The organism is Algoriphagus yeomjeoni (assembly GCF_003259505.1).
Taxonomy (GTDB): domain Bacteria; phylum Bacteroidota; class Bacteroidia; order Cytophagales; family Cyclobacteriaceae; genus Algoriphagus; species Algoriphagus yeomjeoni.
This window is the reverse complement of record NZ_QLLK01000006.1, coordinates 60,874-80,674: the sequence shown is the minus strand read 5'-3', so window position 1 is coordinate 80,674 and position 19,801 is coordinate 60,874. Positions and strand designations below refer to the sequence as shown.

The window sequence follows — 19,801 nt, the reverse complement described above, 5'->3', positions numbered from 1 at the left end:
CCTTGACACTGAATGAGTAATTTCAAAAAACTAGCTGGACAAACCGCAGTTTATGGACTGAGTAGTATTCTCGGTCGATCTATTAATTTTTTAATGATTATCGTGTATACCGAATACCTCAGCAAAGAGGCAATGGGTTCGTTCACGAGTATCTATGCGCTGGTAGGATTTATGAATATTGTGTTCACCTACGGGATGGAGACCACTTTTTTCAGATTCGCAACCGGTAAGAATCTAGACTCAAATAAAGTTTATAATACAACCCAGTCCATGCTCATCACGAGCACGCTCCTTTTAGGATCGGGACTGTATCTACTGGCACCTTGGTTAGCTGAATGGCTGGAATATCCAGGGCAGGCCTATTTATTCAGATGGACAGCATTGATCTTGTCTTTTGATGCGATTCTTGCTATTCCTTTTGCTAAGCTCCGTTTAGAAAACAAAGCCTTGATCTTCGCTGGAACCAAAATTCTAAACATCCTGCTTAATATATTTTTCAATCTCCTTCTTATCATCGGCTTTCCGTATTTGATTTCAAATGGTACAATCCCACCAGGTTTTCTCGGCTATAGATCAGATTGGGGAGTTGAGTATATTTTGCTTTCAAATCTTTTTGCAAATGGGTTGATAATCCCATTCGTTTGGTGGAAAGCTGGTGTTTTCAAATTCCAATTGGATGGAAAGATCATCAAACCCATGTGGACCTATTCCATCCCGCTACTCTTCATGGGATTAGCAGGAGTCACGAATGAGTTGTTTTCAAGATTCTTATTCGAATATGTACTTCCCCCAAATTTCTATGCTGGACTCTCGGCAAGGGAAGCCGGGGGAGTTTTTGGCGCCAATTTCAAGCTCGCGATCTTGATGAATTTAGTGATTCAGGCATTTAAATATGCTGCAGAGCCATTCTTTTTCAAGCAATCACAGGACAAGAATTCTCCTTTGTTGTACGCCAAAGTGATGCATGCTTTCATTCTGTTTTGCACCGTGTTAATGATTGCTATTTCCGTAAATCTGGAATGGATGGGGCCACTTTTTTTAAGACAACCCGGATATGAAGAAGGACTTTTTATAGTACCAACCCTCTTAATGGGCTACCTACTTCTCGGCATCTATTTCAACCTCTCTATTTGGTTCAAAATCACTGATCAGACCAAATACAGTTTCTGGATCACGTTGGTTGGAGCGATAATCACCATTGCAATTATCTTTGTTTTCGTGCCGATCTGGGGATACATGGGTGGAGCGCTGAGTACGATTTCCTGTTATTTTGTGATGTGTCTATTATGCTATTTTTATGGTCAAAAATATTACCCAATCCCTTATCAGACGGCAAAAGGCGCCTTTTATTTGTTAGTCTCTTTTGCAATAAGTTATTTGGGGTTTTATTTAAATCTGGGCGTTACTGCATTGAATTTCTTTATGAAAAACGGCCTGATCTTACTTTACATTGGGCTTATCTTCTTGCTGGAAAAAGACCAGATAATGTCCTACTTACCAAAAAGTAAGAAACCATAGTATTTAATTTTATTGTTTGGGATCATTTATGAAGTAATTATCGTTAGCAAACCAAACGACCCAAAAATCGCTTTAAGTATTTCATACTTATTTACAAACAAACGCTAATTGCATAAAAGGCATTATGTTTGTTAATTCAAGCTGCAGACCGTATTTACTGTGAATTTCAAAACAACAATCCTCCTATTTCTACTTGTTGCTTTCAGCTCCTCGGCAAGTTTCTCGCAAGAAAAGCTTTCAAAAAAAGAGCGAAAGGCACAATTGAATGAATCTCAAGGCACCCGCTATTTCATCGAAGGTGAAAAGAACCTCGTGCTTAATGATTTGGAAAAGGCATTTTTTTACTTTCAGAAAGCTATGGAGTTTTCACCTGATGCTCCTGCTATTCATTATAAAATTGCAGAGATTCTAGTAAAAGCGAATCAAGCAGAAAAAGCGATGTCGTATGCGACCAGAGCTGCTGAACTAGATCCCGAAAACAAGTATTACGCTCTGATGGTCGCTGAGATCTATACTAATCTAAAGCAGCCACTTAAAGCTGCAGAAATCTTAGAAAGATTAACTGCTGACGGGGAAAACAATCAACAATATAACCTAGATCTAGCATCTATTTACTTGAACGAGAAAGAGTTAGATAAAGCACTAATTGTATTGGATCGGGCGGAAGAGTTTTATGGTATAATGGAGCCAATTACTATTCAGAAGCAGCGGATCTATTTGAGTAAAAACAACCTGAGCAAAGCAATAGAAGAAGGTAAAAAACTAGTTGAAGCTCGACCTGGAAACCCTTCCTATGTCATGAATCTGGTTGAGATTTTATACAATAACAATAGGGTAGATCAGGCATTGGGTTTAGTTTTTGAAGAGATCGAAAAGTACCCAAGTCAGCCTGAATTGCAAATGGCAGCCCACACGCTTTTAAAGGACAAGGGCGAAATAGAAAAATCCAACCAATATCTGTATTCTGCTTTCGCCAGCGCCGATCTTGATCCAGAAGTCAAATCCAAAGCTTTTTCTAGTATTTTAACTGAAATCAAAACTCAGGAAAGAGAAACCCTCCTGGATAGTTTGGAAACTTTAATGGCAAAATCCACCCCTGAAAATGCGGATATCTACGCTGCTTTGGGTCAGCGAAGAATGCTTGAGCAAAAGAATAAAGAAGGAATAGAGTACTTCAAAAAGTCACTTTTGATCAATCCGAAGAATGCTACTTTACTTGAGCAGGTGATTTTAGGGTCTTTTGGTGAAGATGCAGATTTCAAGGAATTAGAGAAATTCACAGTTTTAGGTGTGGATGAATTCCCGCAAAATCCAGAATTCTGGTTCTATGATGGTGTAGTAAAATCTGCTCAAAAGAATGATGAAGAAGCCGTTGTATCTCTTAATAAAGCGATCGAACTAAACGCTAATAAAAACCCTCAGCTAGACCAAGTTGCTTTCGGTTCTCTGGGAAATTCTCTTTATAACTTGGGAGAAAAAGAAGAGGCTTTCAGGAATTTTGATAAAGCACTGGAGCTCAACCCTAATGACGAGCAAGTCCTAAACAATTATTCCTATTTCCTTTCATTAGAGAAGAAGAATTTAGAGAAGGCAAAGACGATGTCTGATAAAGTTGTTCAGAGATTTCCAGATAATGGCACTTTCCTTGATACGCATGCTTGGGTTCTTTTTCAGATGGAAGACTACGAAGGAGCAAAGAAATATATGGACTTAGCGATGATGCATGAAACACAACCAAGTGGTGTCATGCTTGAACATTACGGAGATATTTTATTTCATCTGGGTAAAAAGAATGAAGCCTTGAGTTATTGGAAAAAAGCCGAAGGAAGTCCTGAGGCCTCTGATAAACTTTCACAAAAAATTAAAGAGGGAAAATACCATGAATAAACTTTTTGCAGGAATTGTGCTCGTCATAGGTCTCGGCCTTCTTTTCTCCTGCTCCAAAAAGACGATAGTCTATCAGGCAGATGGGAAAATGGAAGATTTCTCCCCTATTTACACTGACTATAACTACATGAGTGCGAAAGCCAAAGTAGTGATCGAGGAAGAATCAGGCAAAATCACTCGCGGTAGTTTAAACCTTCGCGCAAAAAAGGATTCCGTATTATGGTTTGTCATTTCTCCCGGAATGGGAATGGAGGCTGTAAGAGGGCTCATCACTCAGGATAAAATTCAGATCAAAGACAGAATCGGTAAGGAAGATGTCAACCTAACCTTTACCGAATTCGAGGCAGTTTATGGACTTAAATTATCATTGGATATTTTCCAAAATGTGCTTTTTGCCAATCCTCCTCACCAAGTAGATTACAAAGACAGACTTGTGAGAGTAGGTAAATCTTTTGAGCTTACCCAAGTTCGGGACAAAGTAAGGTACTTTTCCAAAGTCGATGTCAATTACAGAAAAGTCTCAGAGCTAGTGAGTAATTCACTTGATGATCGCGGCTCATTACTTGCCAGCTACTCCACTTTTCAGGATATAGACTCCAAGCCATTTCCATTTGAAGTTCTCTATAAACTTGCATATCAACTGCCAGAAGGTGGACAAAACACCATCATCAATGTGGAATGGACTTCAGTTGATCCATATTCAGCCCCACTTAGCTTCCCTTTCAAATTTTGAATTGCATGTTTCGCAAATTTCTAATTCCATTTAGCCTTCTGATTGGATTCGTGTTTTTTACAGCTGTGGACGTAGCGGCCCAAACAAAAAAAACACGTGAAGAACTAGAAAAGCAGAAAGCTGAAGTACAGGCTAGACTATTGGAATTTGATAAAATCTTAAAGCAAACCACTGCTACAAAGAAAAACTCCATAGGTGAACTAAATGCTGTAACCAGACAGTTTCAAACTCAAACTCGTCTTGTTAATACACTTGACCGAGAAGTGAAGCTAATCAATCAGGAGATAAATGAAACGGAGGATAAAATAGAAAGCTTAGAAGTACAGCTAAAGGAGTTGAAAGCCGAATACGGCCGGATGATTTATAATGCTTCCAAGCTCAATAGAGGTCTTTCTATAGTTTCTTTTGTCTTCAGCTCTGCCAATTTCAATCAGCTTTATTCTAGGTTAATGTATTTGAAACAATACACCGATAGCCGAAAACAACAAGCAGCCCAAATTGAGAAATTAAGCTTAGAACTCATTGATCAGCGCGCCCTATTGGACAATAAAAAAGCTGAAAAAGAAAAAGTGCTTGCCGAAGAGCAAAAAGAACGAGCAGAGCTTGACAAAATGAAGCGAACCCAACAAGGCCTTGTCAATACGCTCACTTCTAAAGAACAAGAGATAAAAAAACAGATCACCGCGACTAAGAAACAACAGGATCAGCTCAATAAAATGATCAAGCAGGTGATCGAGGATGAGATTCGCCGAGCTGAAGCAGCTGCTAAAAAAGAAAATAGCACAGCTACCAAATCAACTGGTAGTAGTATGCCGATGACGCCAGAAGTTGCTGCATTATCAAAATCATTTGCAGGTAATCAAGGTAGACTTCCTTGGCCAGTGGAAACAGGTTTTGTATCTCAGGGATATGGTACCTACCCACACCCTACTCTTAAAGGGATTACGATGGAAAGTGATGGGATAGATATCCGTACTCAGCCCAATTCTAACGTAAGAGCTGTTTTTGATGGCACAGTTACTAAAATCACCACCATGCCTGGATTTGGCGGAACGGTAATCATCAAACATGGAGAATATTATACCATGTATAGTAAGTTGAAAACCATTACTGTAAAATCGGGTCAAACTGTAAGCGCAAAAGACGTAATTGGTCAAGTTGCCTTAGGTGCTGACGGAGAAGCAGAAGTACATTTTCAAACTTGGAAAGGTCTATCTGTAATGAATCCCTCTGCATGGCTAACATCCAAGTAGCAGAGAATTGCGTATATTCATAAAAAAGATGGACTGCTTTCCCGCTGAACTTTGTGTAAGCGGATCACAGTTATATCTTTGTATCCACATTTACCCTTAAACACACACCATCATGACTACATTAGGTTTCATTCAAAACATGGGCGGTGGCTCGATCATACTGATCGTATTGGTCGTCCTTCTATTGTTTGGTGCTAAAAGAATACCTGAATTGGCTCGTGGCCTTGGCCGTGGTATCAGAGAATTTAAAGATGCTACCAAGGACATTCAGAACGACTTAGAGGAAGGTCTGAAAGACGACAAGAAAAAGTAATCTCTTAAGCCAAGAAAATTGGAAAAATTCATCTCATTCGACGAAATAAAAAAATCGCTCGAAAAGAAGGAAACAGACTGTCGTGCGATAGTCCAATATTATCTTAAAAACATTCAGACGAAGGCGCATCTAAACGCCTTCGTCGAAGTTTATGAGCAATCCGCTTTAGACCAAGCGGACCTCATTAATGAAAAACTTGCCAATGGAAATGCCGGTAAACTTGCCGGAATGGTTATCGGTATCAAAGATGTTCTTTGCTACGCAGGCCATGAATCCAATGCATCTTCCAAAATCCTTAAAGGTTTCGAATCCCAATTCACCACCACAGCCGTCCAACGATTGCTCGACGAGGATGCTATTGTAATTGGCCGGCTCAATTGTGATGAATTCGGAATGGGTAGTTCAAATGAGAATTCAGCCCATGGGAAAGTTTTGAATGCTGTAGATGAATCTCGAGTGCCAGGTGGATCTTCTGGAGGTTCTGCAGTTGCCGTGCAAGCCAACCTTTGCACAATTTCTTTAGGAACAGATACAGGCGGATCTGTAAGACAACCTGCAGCTTTTACCGGAGTAATAGGAATGAAACCTACTTATTCGAGGGTTTCTCGTTGGGGTTTGATTGCTTATGCTTCTTCATTTGACTGCATAGGCGTTTTTTCCAGAACTGTGAAAGACAATGCGCTGGTCATGGAAATAATGGCTGGCCATGATGATTACGATAGCACTTCATCAAGAAAATCTGTTTTGCCCTACAGCCAACTTCTGCATTTTGATAAAAAGGCAAAAGTAGCCTATCTAAAAGAGACAATTGAATCTCCTGCTCTTCAGTCAGAAATCAAAGCCAACACATTAGCAGTATTGGATAAATTGAAATCTGAAGGCCATCAAGTAGAAAAAGTAGAGTTCCCATTGCTTGATTTTATCCTCCCAACTTATTATATTCTTACTACTGCAGAGGCAAGTTCCAATTTATCAAGATTTGATGGCGTGAAATATGGATACCGAACCCCAAATGCACATAATCTAGAAAGTATGTATAAGCTGACTAGAAGTGAGGGATTCGGAGAAGAAGTAAAGCGAAGAATTATGCTAGGTACGTTTGTGCTAAGTGCTAGCTATTATGATGCATATTTCACCAAAGCACAGAAAGTCAGAAGGTTAATAAAAGATTTTACAGAAAATCTTTTGAATGAATTTGACTATATTATTATGCCGACTACGCCATCCACTGCGTTTAAGTTTGGTGAGCATAGTGGTGATCCGGTAGCGATGTATCTGGAAGATCTCTTTACAGTGCAAGCTTCAGTTTCTGGAGTCCCGTCTATTTCTCTTCCTAATGGGAAAGATGAGAATGGAATGCCGATAGGATTACAAGTGATTTGTAACTCTTTCAAAGAGGCAGAACTATACGCTTTCAGTAACTACTTGACCGAATTAACATCATAAACCCAATATTCCAATGAAAAAATCTTTGTTCAGAATTTTCACACTTGCGCTTATCACATGTTTGATCCCACTGTCCAAAGCCTTTTCTCAGGATGATGAATCTATAGCTGCCGCTCCCCTACTTGATGAGGAAGTTCTTCCTAATTACCATTACGAGTACATTCCAGATTTTACTTATGACGATATCGATCGGCGCGTAAAAGCAATGGATCATGAAATGTCCTTTGAACTCAACGATCGCATTTTTTCATTCATACAGTATTTTACTGTAAGAAATAGAGACTATACCAAAATGGTCTTGGCTAGAAAAGAGCTGTTTTTCCCAATGTTTGATGAAATGATGACCAAACATGAAATGCCGCTTGAGATCAAATATTTATCAATTATTGAATCTGGACTCGATCCTCAGATCCGATCTCGCGTAGGTGCGATGGGGCTTTGGCAGTTTATGCCAGCGACAGGCAGAATGTACGGAATGAATACCAACAGCGAGGTAGATGATAGAATGGATCCGGAGCTTTCTACCGAGGCAGCTGCCAAATATTTGAAGTCACTTTATCGAATGTTCGGTGATTGGGAAGTAGCGATGGCTGCGTACAATTGTGGACCTGGCAACGTGAGAAAAGCAATCCGTAGATCCGGAGGCAAGAAAACTTTTTGGGGTATTTATAATTATTTGCCTCGTGAAACCCGGAGCTACGTTCCTCAAGTTCAAGCCATGCTATATATCTTAAATCACCTTGAAGAACATAATTTCTTTCCAGAAGACCCCACATATGTGGTTGAATATGAGAAAATTCGTTTTGACAGAGCGTTGAGTTTAGACAAATTAGCTGAGTTAACAAATCTTTGTGTATCAGATTTGAAGACGCTAAATCCGGCCATAAAAAACACAAGATTACCTGAAAGTAATAAAAGCATGGCTCTTCGAATCCCTAGGACTAAAGTACCATACATTAAAGAAAATCTAGCTTGGTTGAATGATTCTCTTAACAATGCTCCCACTATCCTACTTGCGTCTAATGTCCAGGTTCAATCAGTAGAAGCGCTAGCTCAAGAAATTAAGCAAAATAGTACTGTTTATAGAGTTAGATCTGGAGATGTCTTAGGTTCAATTGCACAAAGGCACGGAGTCACAGTAACTCAAATAAAATCTTGGAATAATCTATCTTCAAACCTCATCCGGGTTGGACAGACTTTGAGAATAAATTCTGGAATGTCCGGAAATATTGCTACTACGCAAACAAATGCCTCTGGACAAACCACTTATATAGTTCAGCCGGGAGATTCTCTTTGGATTATTTCCAGAAAACATGAAGGCCTCACCGTGGAACAAATAAAGCGTTTGAACAACTTGAATTCAAATAATATTAAGCCTGGTCAGAAGCTAATTATTGGCTAATTCCGACCAGATTTTGCTCTAGTTTGTTAATTTTTTTTAAGTAATGGCAATATTCAGTCCTAAATAAGGATAAATGTTCTGATGTCATTAATTTACCCTATCCAAGAATCAAACGACCAAAAATGAAAACCTTTTCATCCATTTTCATAGCCCTAGTTATGGGTATTGTGTTTACGTCCTGTGAATCCGACGGAACAGGCGCAGACAGTTCAAAGCCAAAAGCAAGAGGCTCCATAGGGGAAATCATCCTAGTAATAGACTCTGTTAAGTGGGCAGGACCAGTTGGTGATCAGCTAAAAGAAATCTTCGAATCTGATATCCCGGGAATGATCCGCTCAGAAGCAAAGTTCAAAGTGAACACGGTGGACCCTAGAGCCATGACTCGTATGCTCAAAATGTCCACAAACCTAATTTACGTTACAACTTTTGACGACAAAGGATCTGCCAGTCAAGCAATTAATGCGCAATTCTCAAAGGAATCCAAGGAAAAGGCAATGAATGATCCTGAAATCTATTCTTTAAGAATGGAAGATGAATATGCAATCGGACAGGAAGTGCTTTATTTGTTTGGTAATACAGAAGAACAACTTGTAGAGAATCTAAAGAAAAATGGAAGTCGACTTCAAAATCTCTTTGAAGTAAGAGAAAGAGGCAGATTGGAAAAAATAATACTAGCAAGGAAAAATTCTGCTGCCGCAGTAGAAGCGAGAGAGAATCTTGGAATTGAGATCAATGTCCCAGCATCCTATCAGGTTGCCAAGTCAGAAGATGACTTTTTATGGGTACGACAAATTACACCTAGTGGAAATCGAGCGGATATAAGTTTATTTTTCTATGAGACAGAGTATACTTCAGAAGAGCAAACTTTCCCTGCAAACATCCTCAAACTCAGAGACTCCATCACGAAAGAACATATTTTTGGTGATCCTGAGGACACGACTTCCTATGTAGTATCTGAAAAACAAATCCCGCCTGCTTTCAGAAACATGGTGATTAATGATAATTTTACCACAGAAATAAGAGGCGCCTGGAAAACCAACAACATAAGCATGGGTGGATCCTATCTTGGTTACCTCATGATTGATCAGAAAAAAGGAAAACTTTATTACATTGAAGGGTTCGTATTTTATCCAAATGAAATACACAGAGATGCCCTCAGAGAAATAGAGACCATTCTTCTGAACACTGATGTGAGTTGGAAGGAGGACCAGGGGGCCTAAAACCCAAATTAGACTAGCTTTTATGGCAATCAAAATCCGCAAGGAAGACGCACTAAATTATCATACGCAAGGCTCGCCTGGCAAAATTGAAGTAAATCCCACCAAGCCACTTTCTAGCCAGATGGATCTTGCACTGGCCTATTCGCCAGGTGTTGCAGAACCCTGCAAAGAAATAGAAGCGGATGTTGAAAACGTCTATAAATACACCGCCAAGGGCAATTTGGTGGGTGTTATTTCCAACGGAACTGCGGTTCTCGGACTTGGAGATATAGGTCCTGAGGCATCAAAACCAGTAATGGAGGGAAAAGGAGTTCTTTTCAAGAAATTTGCAGGAATAGATGTTTTCGATATTGAGATCAATGAAAAGGATCCTAAAAAGCTAATACAAATAATCAAGTCTCTTGAACCAACTTTTGGAGGAATTAATCTGGAAGACATCAAAGCACCCGAATGCTTTGAAATAGAAACTGAACTTAAGCGGGAAATGAAAATCCCGGTCATGCATGACGATCAGCATGGCACAGCAATTATTTCTGGAGCAGCATTACTGAATGCCCTTGAAATTGTTGAGAAGGATATCTCAAAAATCAAATTAGTAGTAAACGGTGCAGGAGCTGCGGCAATTTCCTGTACTCGGTTCTATATTTCTCTAGGCATAAAAAAGGAGAACATTGTTCTATGTGACATCGTCGGAATCTTGAGATCAGATAGAACCGATCTGGATGAGATTAGAAGAGAATTTGCCACAGATAGAGACTTGTATACACTTACTGATGCATTGAAAGATGCGGATGTATTCTTAGGCCTTTCTGCGGGAAATATTGTTTCGCAAGATCAGTTAAAATTAATGGCACCAAATCCGATCGTTTTCGCTTTGGCAAACCCTGATCCTGAAATTTCCTATGACTTAGCAGTGGCTACACGTCCAGATCTAATCATGGCAACGGGACGTTCTGATCATCCAAACCAAGTAAATAACGTCCTGGGTTTTCCTTACATTTTTAGAGGAGCACTAGATGTGAGAGCCACAGCGATCAATGAAGCCATGAAATTGGCTGCAGCTCATGCAATCGCAAAATTAGCCAAAGAACCTGTTCCAGATATTGTAAACAAAGCTTATGGTGAGGACAAACTAGGTTTTGGACGATTATACCTGATTCCTAAACCCCTAGATCCTCGATTGATTACTACAATTGCTCCAGCTGTCGCTAAAGCTGCTATGGAAACTGGTGTTGCTAAATACCCGATTAAAGATTGGGATGCTTATGAGCTTGAGCTTCAGGAGCGCATTGGAATTGACCAAAGATTGATGTCTGTGGTCATCGCCAGAGCCAAAAAAGATCCTAAGCGTGTAGTATTTGCGGAAGCAGATAATAGAAAAATACTTAAAGCCGCTCAGATCATCCGTGATGAGAAGATTGGAGAACCAATACTCCTTGGCAATAAAGAAAAAATCTTATCTCTAATAGCAGATAACTCCTTAGATCTGACCAATGTCACCATTATAGATCCTTTGGAGGAAAAGGAGATGCTGGCAAGATTCGCTGATATGCTTTTGCAAAAGCGCAATAGAAAAGGAATGACCGTAGGAGATGCGGCAAGACTAGTTACTCAAAGAAATTACTTTGGTGCCTTGATGGTAGAATCTGGAGCGGCAGATGCTTTTATCTCTGGTCTTACGCGAGACTATCCAAAAACCATCTTGCCATCGCTGCAGACTATAGGTGTAAAACCTGGAGTAAATCGCGTGGCAGGTATGTACATCATGAATACTCCGAAAGGACCGTATTTCTTTGCTGACGCAACAGTTAACCTTAACCCAACGGCAGAAGAATTAGTGGAAATAATAGGCTTAACAGCGGATGCTGTGAGATTTTTCAACATGGAACCAAGAATCGCTGTACTTTCTTATTCCAACTTCGGCTCGGCTAAAGGAGAAATTCCAGAAAAAATGGCAAGAGCTACAGCAATTGCTCAGAAAAAATATCCGGATTTGGTGATTGAAGGAGAAATGCAGGCAAACGTTGCGATTAATGAAGATATCCAACGTGAAATGTATCCATTTTCCAAACTCATTAACAAGAGAGCGAACACACTGATATTCCCAGATTTGAGTTCAGGTAACATCGCTTATAAGCTGCTAGCTGAACTTGGAAACTCCGAGGCTATTGGACCTATTTTGCTAGGAATGAATAAGCCGGTTCACATTCTACAGCTAGGAAGCTCCATCAGAGAAATTGTTAACATGGTAGCAGTGGCAGTAGTCGATGCTCAGTCCAATAGCAACTTATGATCGATTATCTAAGCGGAAAACTAGTTTACAAAGACCCCACTTATGTCATTATCGATGTAAATGGGATAGGATATCATGTAAAAATATCCCTTCAAACCTATACAGAAATCAAGGATGAGGAGCAGATTAAGCTCCTCACATTTCTTCATATTAAAGAAGATGCTCACACACTTTTTGGGTTCAAGAAAGAGGATGAAAAGCGTCTATTTTTATTATTACTTTCCATTAATGGAGTAGGTCCAAGCACGGGCCTTATGATACTTTCTTCATTAAGTTCTGCAGAAATAGAGCAGGCAATTTTGGCTGGCGATGTAGCTACCATCCAACATGTCAAAGGAATAGGTGCAAAAACCGCCCAACGTATAATTTTAGAGCTTAAAGACAAAGTAGGTAAAGGTGGTTCTGAAGCTTCCACTACACCACTAGGGTTTTTGAAATCAAGCAATAAAATCCGCGAAGAAGCGTTACAAGCACTTATTACGCTTGGTTTTCCAAAAGCTGCAGCAGAAAAAAATATAGCCGCTGTACTGAAAAAAACCACTGGAGAAATTTCGTTAGAAGATTTAATTAAAGCATCTTTAAAGACACCATAATATTAAGTTGTATTGACCTTTTTGAGTGTACTAACTTTTTACGGGAGGAGGTTTCTCGGTAGTTGGCCTGAATTATTCATCCTATTTGGTCTATTACTCGCCTATTCCACTTCTGAGGCTCAACAAACCAATCCTGACAGTGTTCAGTCCCGGATTGATTCATTGAATCGAAGGAGACTAACTCCCTCGTATTTGCTTTGGCAAAACTTGAGGACGAATCCCCTATTCCCAACCAGGAATCCCTTCTTACAGTCCCAAATCCCATTTTTAAAGTCCAGCCCCATTACCCAAAATGTAGAAGTAAAAATAGATTCTGCTCTGCGGTACAATGTGGTGGATCAGATTGATACGGTCCGTGTAGGAAACGAGCAAGAATATGATTTTGAACAATTTTCCAAAATTCAAGAATATAAAGTCAGACAGGACTATTGGCGAAGCCGCGCTCGTGGAGGAGATGGTGAAAGCGCTGTAGAAGGAAGAGGATTAATCCCTCCGCTCACGGTTAGTCCCTCATTTGACCGGCTTTTTGGGGGAAGTGAAATCAATATTGTTCCATCAGGCTATGTCAATCTAGACTTCGGGGCGATCTTCCGCAGAGTGGATAACCCTACCCTACCCATTAGGCAACAGCAAAACGGTGGATTCAACTTTGACCAGCAGATCCAAATGGCAGTAAATGGCTCTTTGGGAGAAAAAGTGAAGATCGGCGCCAACTTTGATTCTAATAATTCCTTTGACTTCCAGAACCAGATGAAGCTAGAGTTCAACGGTTTTGAAGAAGATATTATCCAATCAATTGAAATCGGTAATGTCAGCATGCCTGTGCAAAACCGGTTGATTCAGGGAGCGCAGAATCTTTTTGGAGTTAAGACCCAACTCCAGTTCGGTAAACTGGGAGTGACGGCGGTTGCATCTACTCAGCGTGGCCGTAGAGATAATTTGACCATAGATGCTAATGGACAAGGTAGGTCATTTGACATTCAGGCTTCCAAATATGACGACAATCGACATTTCTTTATCGCCCATTTCTTCCGAGACAATTACGAACGTTGGTTGAGAGGCCTTCCTCAGGTACTTTCCGGGGTGAATGTGACAAGAATCGAGGTTTACATAATGAACCGAGCGGCAAATACAGAAACGCTCAGGAACTTTGCTGCATTCATGGACCTTGGCGAGGGAAGGGTGATTTACAATCCTACAAACCCAAACATAGGTTCAGGAACGCCTTCAGCCCCAGCTAGTAACTCGGCGAACCTTCTTTATTCCAATATCTCAAGAAACCCTGCTTTCCGCCCTTTTGACACAGGATCTCGGGCTATGGAAAATAGTCTAGGTCTCAGAAAAGGCGTTGATTTTGAACAAATAAATGGTGCAAGGAAATTAGATCCTACAGAGTATTTTTTCAATCCTCAGCTTGGCTACTTGTCACTTTTCAGAAGGCTTCAAAATGATGAAGTTTTGGCTGTTTCTTATGAATACACCTACAATGGTCAAGTGTATAAAGTAGGAGAATTAACAGAAGACTATCAAACAAGACAAGAAGATGAACTGATTTTCATGAAACTTCTTCGTCCTGCAAGAATCAATACTAGAGTCCCAACCTGGGATTTGATGATGAAAAACGTCTACAGCCTTAATGCCAATCAAATATCGCGAGATGGTTTTCAGCTTCAGGTAATCTACAGAGATGATAGAACCGGACTTGACAACCCTTCACTTTTGGAAGGCGAAAATGTAAAAGACAGACCATTAATTCGGCTCACGGGCCTCGATAACCTGAATCCACAAAATGATCCTGCTCCAGATGGGAATTTTGACTTTGTCGAAGGCCTCACAATCTTAACAAATCGAGGCCTTTTGGTATTTCCTGTTTTGGAGCCTTTTGGATCAAACCTTGAACAATATTTTCAGCCCGGTGAAGTGGTATTAAAAGAGAAATACGTTTACGATACACTTTACACCACAACTCAGGCCGATGCTGAGCTTGTTACCCGACTTAACAAATATTTCATTAAGGGTAGGTTAACTGCAGGTTCAGCAAGTGAAATCCAGCTTCCGGGACTTAATATTTCTCCTGGATCTGTGATAGTACAGGCAGGAAATATCCCTTTGACAGAAGGGGTAGATTACACCATTGATTACAACGTCGGAAGACTTGTTATTATCAATGATGCAATACTTCAATCAGGGAAACAGATCAATGTGAGTTTTGAAAAAGCTGATCTAGTATCCTTTCAAACACGAAGTTTACTTGGAACTCGTCTCGATTACTTATTTAGCGACAAGTTTAACTTGGGCGGTACATTCCTATATCTAAATGAACGGCCAAACGTCACTCGAATAGCCACTGGAAGTGAAACTTTGAGAAACAGCATGTGGGGTATAGACGGGAACTTCTCTGATGAATCCCGCTGGCTAACCAAAATGGCGGATGCACTTCCTTTTACAGATACTAAAGAAACCTCTCTGGTAAATATCAGTGGGGAATTTGCACATCTAATCCCCGGTACTTCAAATCGTGTAAATGGAGAACAAGCATCCTACATTGATGATTTTGAGGCAGCAATAACTCCATATAATCTAGGAGGTGCAGCTAATCAAAATTGGAAGCTTGCATCTGTGCCGCAAACGTTTGACAATAGATTTGACTTAAGTAATCAAACAGAAGACAACCTAGGTGCAGCTTACAGAAGGGCTAGAGTCGCCTGGTATAATATTGATAATATTTTCTATAGGGAAAGTGGCCCAGGCGTTCCAGCCAATATCACTCGGGAAGATCGAAGAAACCATTATGTAAGAAGAGTCCTACCTCAGGAAATATTTCCTCAGCAAGATCGTGATGTAATCGTCACTCCAGAGCCTCTTTTTGAACTAGCCTACTTCCCAAGTGAGCGTGGAATGTATAATTACAATACAAATCTGACTCAAGATGGATTACTTCCAGAGCCTAAAAAGAATTTTGGTGGAGTAACTAGGGCTATTACTACTGAAGTTGATTTTGACCGAACAAACATTGAGTACATAGAATTCTGGCTTTTGGATCCATTTATTGAAGGAGAAAATGGTAGAGTATTGGACGGAAAATTCAACCAAAACAACACGACTGGTGGTAAACTTTTCATCAATCTAGGAGATATTTCAGAAGACATCTTGAAAGACGGCCGTCATGCATTTGAGAATGGCCTGCCAGCCGATGGTGATCCTGCTGAAACTGGACAAAATGAATGGGGCAGAATTACTCGTGAGCAATTCCTTCTTCCTGCCTTTGACAATTCAGAAATATCAAGACAAAATCAAGATGTAGGCTTGGATGGTTTGAAAAATGAAGATGAGGCAAATTTTTTTCGAAGCAGATTCTTAGACCGGCTAAATGTAAATACGAACGCCAGAAACGAAATTCTACAGGATGTCTCAGGAGATTTATTCGAATATTACCTAGATGAGACTTTTGATCAAAACGATACAAAGATTCTAGAGCGTTACAAAAAATTCAATGGTATGGAAGGCAACACGCCAGTGTCTGCAAACCAAAACCTTCCTTACACACCGTCCGGATCAAATACTCCAGACAATGAGGATCTAAACACAGATAATACCATCAACGAACTGGAGAACTATTACTCTTACGAGATGGATCTCAAGCCAGGAAGTTTAATAGTGGGGCAAAACAATATCGTGGATAAAACCACGGCAAATGTAAATGGTGAATCTGTTGACTGGTACTTATTCCGTATCCCCGTTCGCCAACCAGACCGTGTGGAAGGCGACATTACAGGTTTCAAATCTATTCGTTGGTTTAGAACCTATTTGACTGATTTCGAGCAGCCTGTAGTATTGCGAATGGCTAACTTCCGAATGGTTGGCAGTCAATGGAGAGTATTTCAGGAATCACTTTTCGAAAGAGGCCTATTCGAAATTCCTGAACCTGACAATTCAAATGTAACTGTAGATGTGGTGAGTATAGAGGAAAACAGTCAAGGAAGTTCTACTGAAAGTCCATATGTGCTACCTCCAGGAATCTTCAGGGATCGTGACAATACCTCAACTGTAGAAAGAAGATTAAACGAGCAATCACTTCGTGTCTGTGTGGAAGACCTAGGAGCTAGAGATGCTCGCGCTGTATTTAAAAACGTAACCTTGGATTTGGTACAGTTTGAGCGAATCAAAATGTTCCTTCACGCCGATAGTGAGGATGCGATGGATGGGGAAATCACTGCATTCCTAAGGCTGGGTACGGATTATACGGATAATTATTACGAGATAGAAGTACCTCTTATTATCACTCCAAAAGGTACCAGAGATCCAGAACTGATCTGGCCTGCGGAAAATGAAATCGATATCGCTATTCAGGAAATCGTAGGTGTGAAGGTAGCCCGTGACAATCAGCAAGTACCGCTGAATATTCCATTTTCTCAGCAAATTGGACGGTATACAGTAACGGTGGTCGGTCGTCCTGAATTGAACCAATCACAGTCCTCGATGATCGGTGTGAGAAACCCAGGTACCAATGGCGGTGGAAGTAGGAGTATTTGCCTTTGGGCAAATGAACTCCGGGTAACGGGCGCTACCAAATCAAATGGATGGGCAGCAAATGCTCTCATGAATGTGAAAATCGCTGATGTGGCAGTAGTTACAGGTTCCATTAGACACAACTCAATTGGCTTTGGGGGTCTGGAAACCAGATTATCTCAGCGTGCCAGACAATCAACCACGCAATATGATATCTCTACCAATGTGGATATTCATAAACTTTTGCCGGAGGCGATTGGAGTGAGCATACCAATGTATTTCTCGATAGAGAATAGTACTACCAAACCAGAGTATGATCCATTGAATCCAGATGTTCCATTCGAAGTAGCTTTGCAAAAATTTGAGACACAGGATCAAAAAGAAGCCTATCGAAAAATAGCGCTTGATCAAGTAAACCGCAAAAACATAAGTTTCAATAATGTTAGAAAAATAAAGTCTAACCCAGAGGCAGAAAATCATTTTTATGATATCAGTAATTTGTCTTTTTCATATGCCTATGGAATAATGACCCAGACAAATGCACAAATTCAGGACTATTCCTATAAAACATATAGGGGCAATGTCACTTATAGTTTCCAACCAAAACCTCTAGCTTTTGAGCCTTTCAAAGGCTCAGGTATTTTAGATTCTCCATACTTAAAACTGATTAAAGATTTTAATTTAAACCTATCTCCTACCCTAATATTAGCTCGATTGGACATAGACCGGAAGCACCTGAGGTCTCAGTATAGAAATGATCAACTTAGTACTGCTGGAGTTGATCCGCTATTCCAAAAGAGCTTTTTCATGAACCGATTCTACTCTGTGAATTGGGATTTGACTAAGAACCTACGCGTTGATTATACTGGAAGTGTAATGGCAGTGGTAGATGAACCACAAGGGGATTTGGATACAGAACAGAAATCTGATTCAGTTAGATTCAATGCTTGGAGATTTGGAAGGAGAACAAACTATAACCACAGTATAAATCTGAATTATACCTTACCGCTAGACAAGATTCCATTTACTGACTGGATCAAAGCTGATTACAAATACATAACAACTTATACCTGGCTTACAGGGGCAATCGGACAAAGAGATACACTGGGTAATTCCATTCAAAACACTAGAGACCAATCACTTAATGGTAAATTTGATCTTATAAGACTTTATAATAAAAATAAAAAGCTGGCTGCACTGAACGCCCCCAAACGACCGAGTATCCCTGGCAGAACAGAAACCCAAGCAGAGGATACGATTGGAACACCATTTACAAATCAGCTGCTAAAAACGCTGATGATGGTAAAAGAAGTCACCTTCAATTATGGAAAAATAGAGGGGACTTTCCTGCCTGGCTATATGCCAAATACCGGACTTTTGGGAATGGATCGTGCATTCGAAAACCCTGGTTTAGCCTTCCTGTTTGGTAGTCAGGACCCAGCTATTCGAAATGAATTTGCCCAAGCGGGAATCATGGCTCCAAGCAGTGAATTGACACAAACTTTCAAACAAAGTAGTGCCATAAATATGAGGTTTGGAAGTATCGTAGAACCTTTCCAAGACTTCAAAATCACCTTAAATGCAACAAAACGTGAGGTGGGTGATTACCAGGAAATTTTCAGAAACTCTTTGGATAATCCTGGCGAATACGAGTCTATAAGCCCAAATCGCCTTGGCACATATAGTATCACCACGATTATGATTGGTACCAGCTTTAGCAAAGATGGTTTCGATAATGTTTCTCCACTGTTCAATGATTTTGAGCAGAATAGGTCTATTATAAAAAGTCGATTGGAAACACAAGGAGGTGGTGGAGAATACTCCATCAATGGACAAGATGTATTAATACCTGCTTTCTTGGCTGCGTATAGAGGAAAAGATGCATCAGAATCCAACATCAATCCATTTCCAAAAACGCCACTGCCAAACTGGAGATTGGATTACCGAGGACTTTCTAGGCTAAAGGGACTAAGCGAAATCTTTAGCAGTATAAATATCACCCATATGTATACATCTACCTATGACGTGAGTAATTTCTCTAATTCACTTCAATATCAACAAGGCTTAGAGCTTTACAATACTCTTCAAAATATTCCTAGACCAACTGAAGTTAATGAAGTAGGCCAGTATATCCCGATTTATGTATTAAATCAGGTAGTTCTTACTGAGCGCTTTGCACCATTGGTTGGTGTAGATTTATTGACAAAAGACAGGCTAAATATTGCAGTAAATTATAATAAGGAGCGGTCTTTAGGATTGAACTTCTCCAACTCCCAAGTGACAGAACAGAAGAGCAATGACTTTGGATTGACTCTGGGCTATACCAAAGCAGGACTGAAAATCCCTTTCAAATTCCAAGGAAGGCAGTCCGTGTTAAAAAATGACGTTCAATTCAAGTTGGATTCGAAAGTAGTAAGTACCACTCAGATCCAGCGAAAAATCGAAGAAGGAAGTACGGTAACGAGTGGAAACTTGAACATTTCTATCAGACCAACAATCTCCTATTTGATCAATCAAAACCTCAATCTCACCCTATATTTTGATCGAACCATCAATGACCCTAGAGTGACAACTGCCTATAAGCGAACTTCTACAGCTTTTGGCGGCCAACTTCGATTTAATTTAGGTCAATAG

11 protein-coding genes are annotated in these 19,801 nt (G+C 40.1%); all 11 read left to right on the top strand.

Features of this window, described 5'->3' with window-relative positions:
- The first annotated feature begins 12 nt into the window (after positions 1 to 12).
- The gene (locus LV83_RS11515) at positions 13 to 1,518 is read left to right on the top strand and encodes a polysaccharide biosynthesis C-terminal domain-containing protein (RefSeq protein ID WP_111611685.1); all 1,506 of its coding nucleotides are present in this window, start codon (positions 13 to 15) and stop codon (positions 1,516 to 1,518) included.
- A 159-nt stretch (positions 1,519 to 1,677) separates the two neighbouring features.
- Positions 1,678 to 3,405 (top strand): tetratricopeptide repeat protein, encoded by a 1,728-nt coding sequence (locus tag LV83_RS11510; RefSeq protein WP_111611684.1) that lies wholly within the window; start codon positions 1,678 to 1,680, stop codon positions 3,403 to 3,405.
- On the top strand, positions 3,398 to 4,138 hold the full coding sequence (locus LV83_RS11505) for a DUF4292 domain-containing protein (protein ID WP_111611683.1): 741 nt from the start codon (positions 3,398 to 3,400) through the stop codon (positions 4,136 to 4,138). Before LV83_RS11510 ends, LV83_RS11505 begins: the two co-directional genes overlap by 8 nt.
- A 5-nt stretch (positions 4,139 to 4,143) precedes the next feature.
- Positions 4,144 to 5,391, top strand: coding sequence for a murein hydrolase activator EnvC family protein (locus tag LV83_RS11500; RefSeq protein WP_111611682.1), 1,248 nt, complete (start codon positions 4,144 to 4,146; stop codon positions 5,389 to 5,391).
- 112 nt (positions 5,392 to 5,503) lie between these two features.
- Positions 5,504 to 5,704: a Sec-independent protein translocase subunit TatA/TatB gene (locus LV83_RS11495; protein ID WP_086501145.1), complete on the top strand. Its 201-nt coding sequence runs from the start codon at positions 5,504 to 5,506 to the stop codon at positions 5,702 to 5,704.
- Between the two features lie 18 nt (positions 5,705 to 5,722).
- A complete protein-coding gene (gatA, locus tag LV83_RS11490) occupies positions 5,723 to 7,150 on the top strand; it encodes an Asp-tRNA(Asn)/Glu-tRNA(Gln) amidotransferase subunit GatA (RefSeq protein WP_111611681.1) in 1,428 nt (475 codons plus the stop codon).
- Positions 7,151 to 7,163: 13 nt separating this feature from the next.
- A complete protein-coding gene (locus tag LV83_RS11485) occupies positions 7,164 to 8,552 on the top strand; it encodes a LysM peptidoglycan-binding domain-containing protein (RefSeq protein ID WP_111611680.1) in 1,389 nt (462 codons plus the stop codon).
- 122 nt (positions 8,553 to 8,674) lie between these two features.
- Entirely contained in the window at positions 8,675 to 9,772 is a 1,098-nt protein-coding gene (locus LV83_RS11480; protein WP_111611679.1) for a DUF4837 family protein, read from the top strand.
- Positions 9,773 to 9,794: 22 nt separating this feature from the next.
- Positions 9,795 to 12,065 carry an NADP-dependent malic enzyme gene (locus tag LV83_RS11475; protein ID WP_111611678.1) on the top strand — a complete coding sequence of 757 codons (2,271 nt, stop codon included), beginning with the start codon at positions 9,795 to 9,797 and terminating at the stop codon, positions 12,063 to 12,065.
- Positions 12,062 to 12,658: a Holliday junction branch migration protein RuvA gene (gene ruvA, locus LV83_RS11470; protein ID WP_111611677.1), complete on the top strand. Its 597-nt coding sequence runs from the start codon at positions 12,062 to 12,064 to the stop codon at positions 12,656 to 12,658. The genes LV83_RS11475 and ruvA overlap by 4 nt, the downstream gene beginning before the upstream one ends.
- Positions 12,659 to 12,679: 21 nt before the next feature.
- Entirely contained in the window at positions 12,680 to 19,801 is a 7,122-nt protein-coding gene (sov, locus tag LV83_RS11465) for a T9SS outer membrane translocon Sov/SprA (protein WP_111611900.1), read from the top strand.

Excerpts from the sequence above, each read along its gene's own strand:
- LV83_RS11515 (WP_111611685.1), top strand. The coding sequence starts at position 13 with ATGAGTAATTTCAAAAAACTAGCTGGACAAACCGCAGTTTATGGACTG.
- LV83_RS11505 (WP_111611683.1), top strand. The coding sequence starts at position 3,398 with ATGAATAAACTTTTTGCAGGAATTGTGCTCGTCATAGGTCTCGGCCTT.
- LV83_RS11500 (WP_111611682.1), top strand. The coding sequence starts at position 4,144 with ATGTTTCGCAAATTTCTAATTCCATTTAGCCTTCTGATTGGATTCGTG.
- LV83_RS11495 (WP_086501145.1), top strand. The coding sequence starts at position 5,504 with ATGACTACATTAGGTTTCATTCAAAACATGGGCGGTGGCTCGATCATA.
- LV83_RS11485 (WP_111611680.1), top strand. The coding sequence starts at position 7,164 with ATGAAAAAATCTTTGTTCAGAATTTTCACACTTGCGCTTATCACATGT.
- LV83_RS11480 (WP_111611679.1), top strand. The coding sequence starts at position 8,675 with ATGAAAACCTTTTCATCCATTTTCATAGCCCTAGTTATGGGTATTGTG.
- LV83_RS11475 (WP_111611678.1), top strand. The coding sequence starts at position 9,795 with ATGGCAATCAAAATCCGCAAGGAAGACGCACTAAATTATCATACGCAA.
- ruvA (WP_111611677.1), top strand. The coding sequence starts at position 12,062 with ATGATCGATTATCTAAGCGGAAAACTAGTTTACAAAGACCCCACTTAT.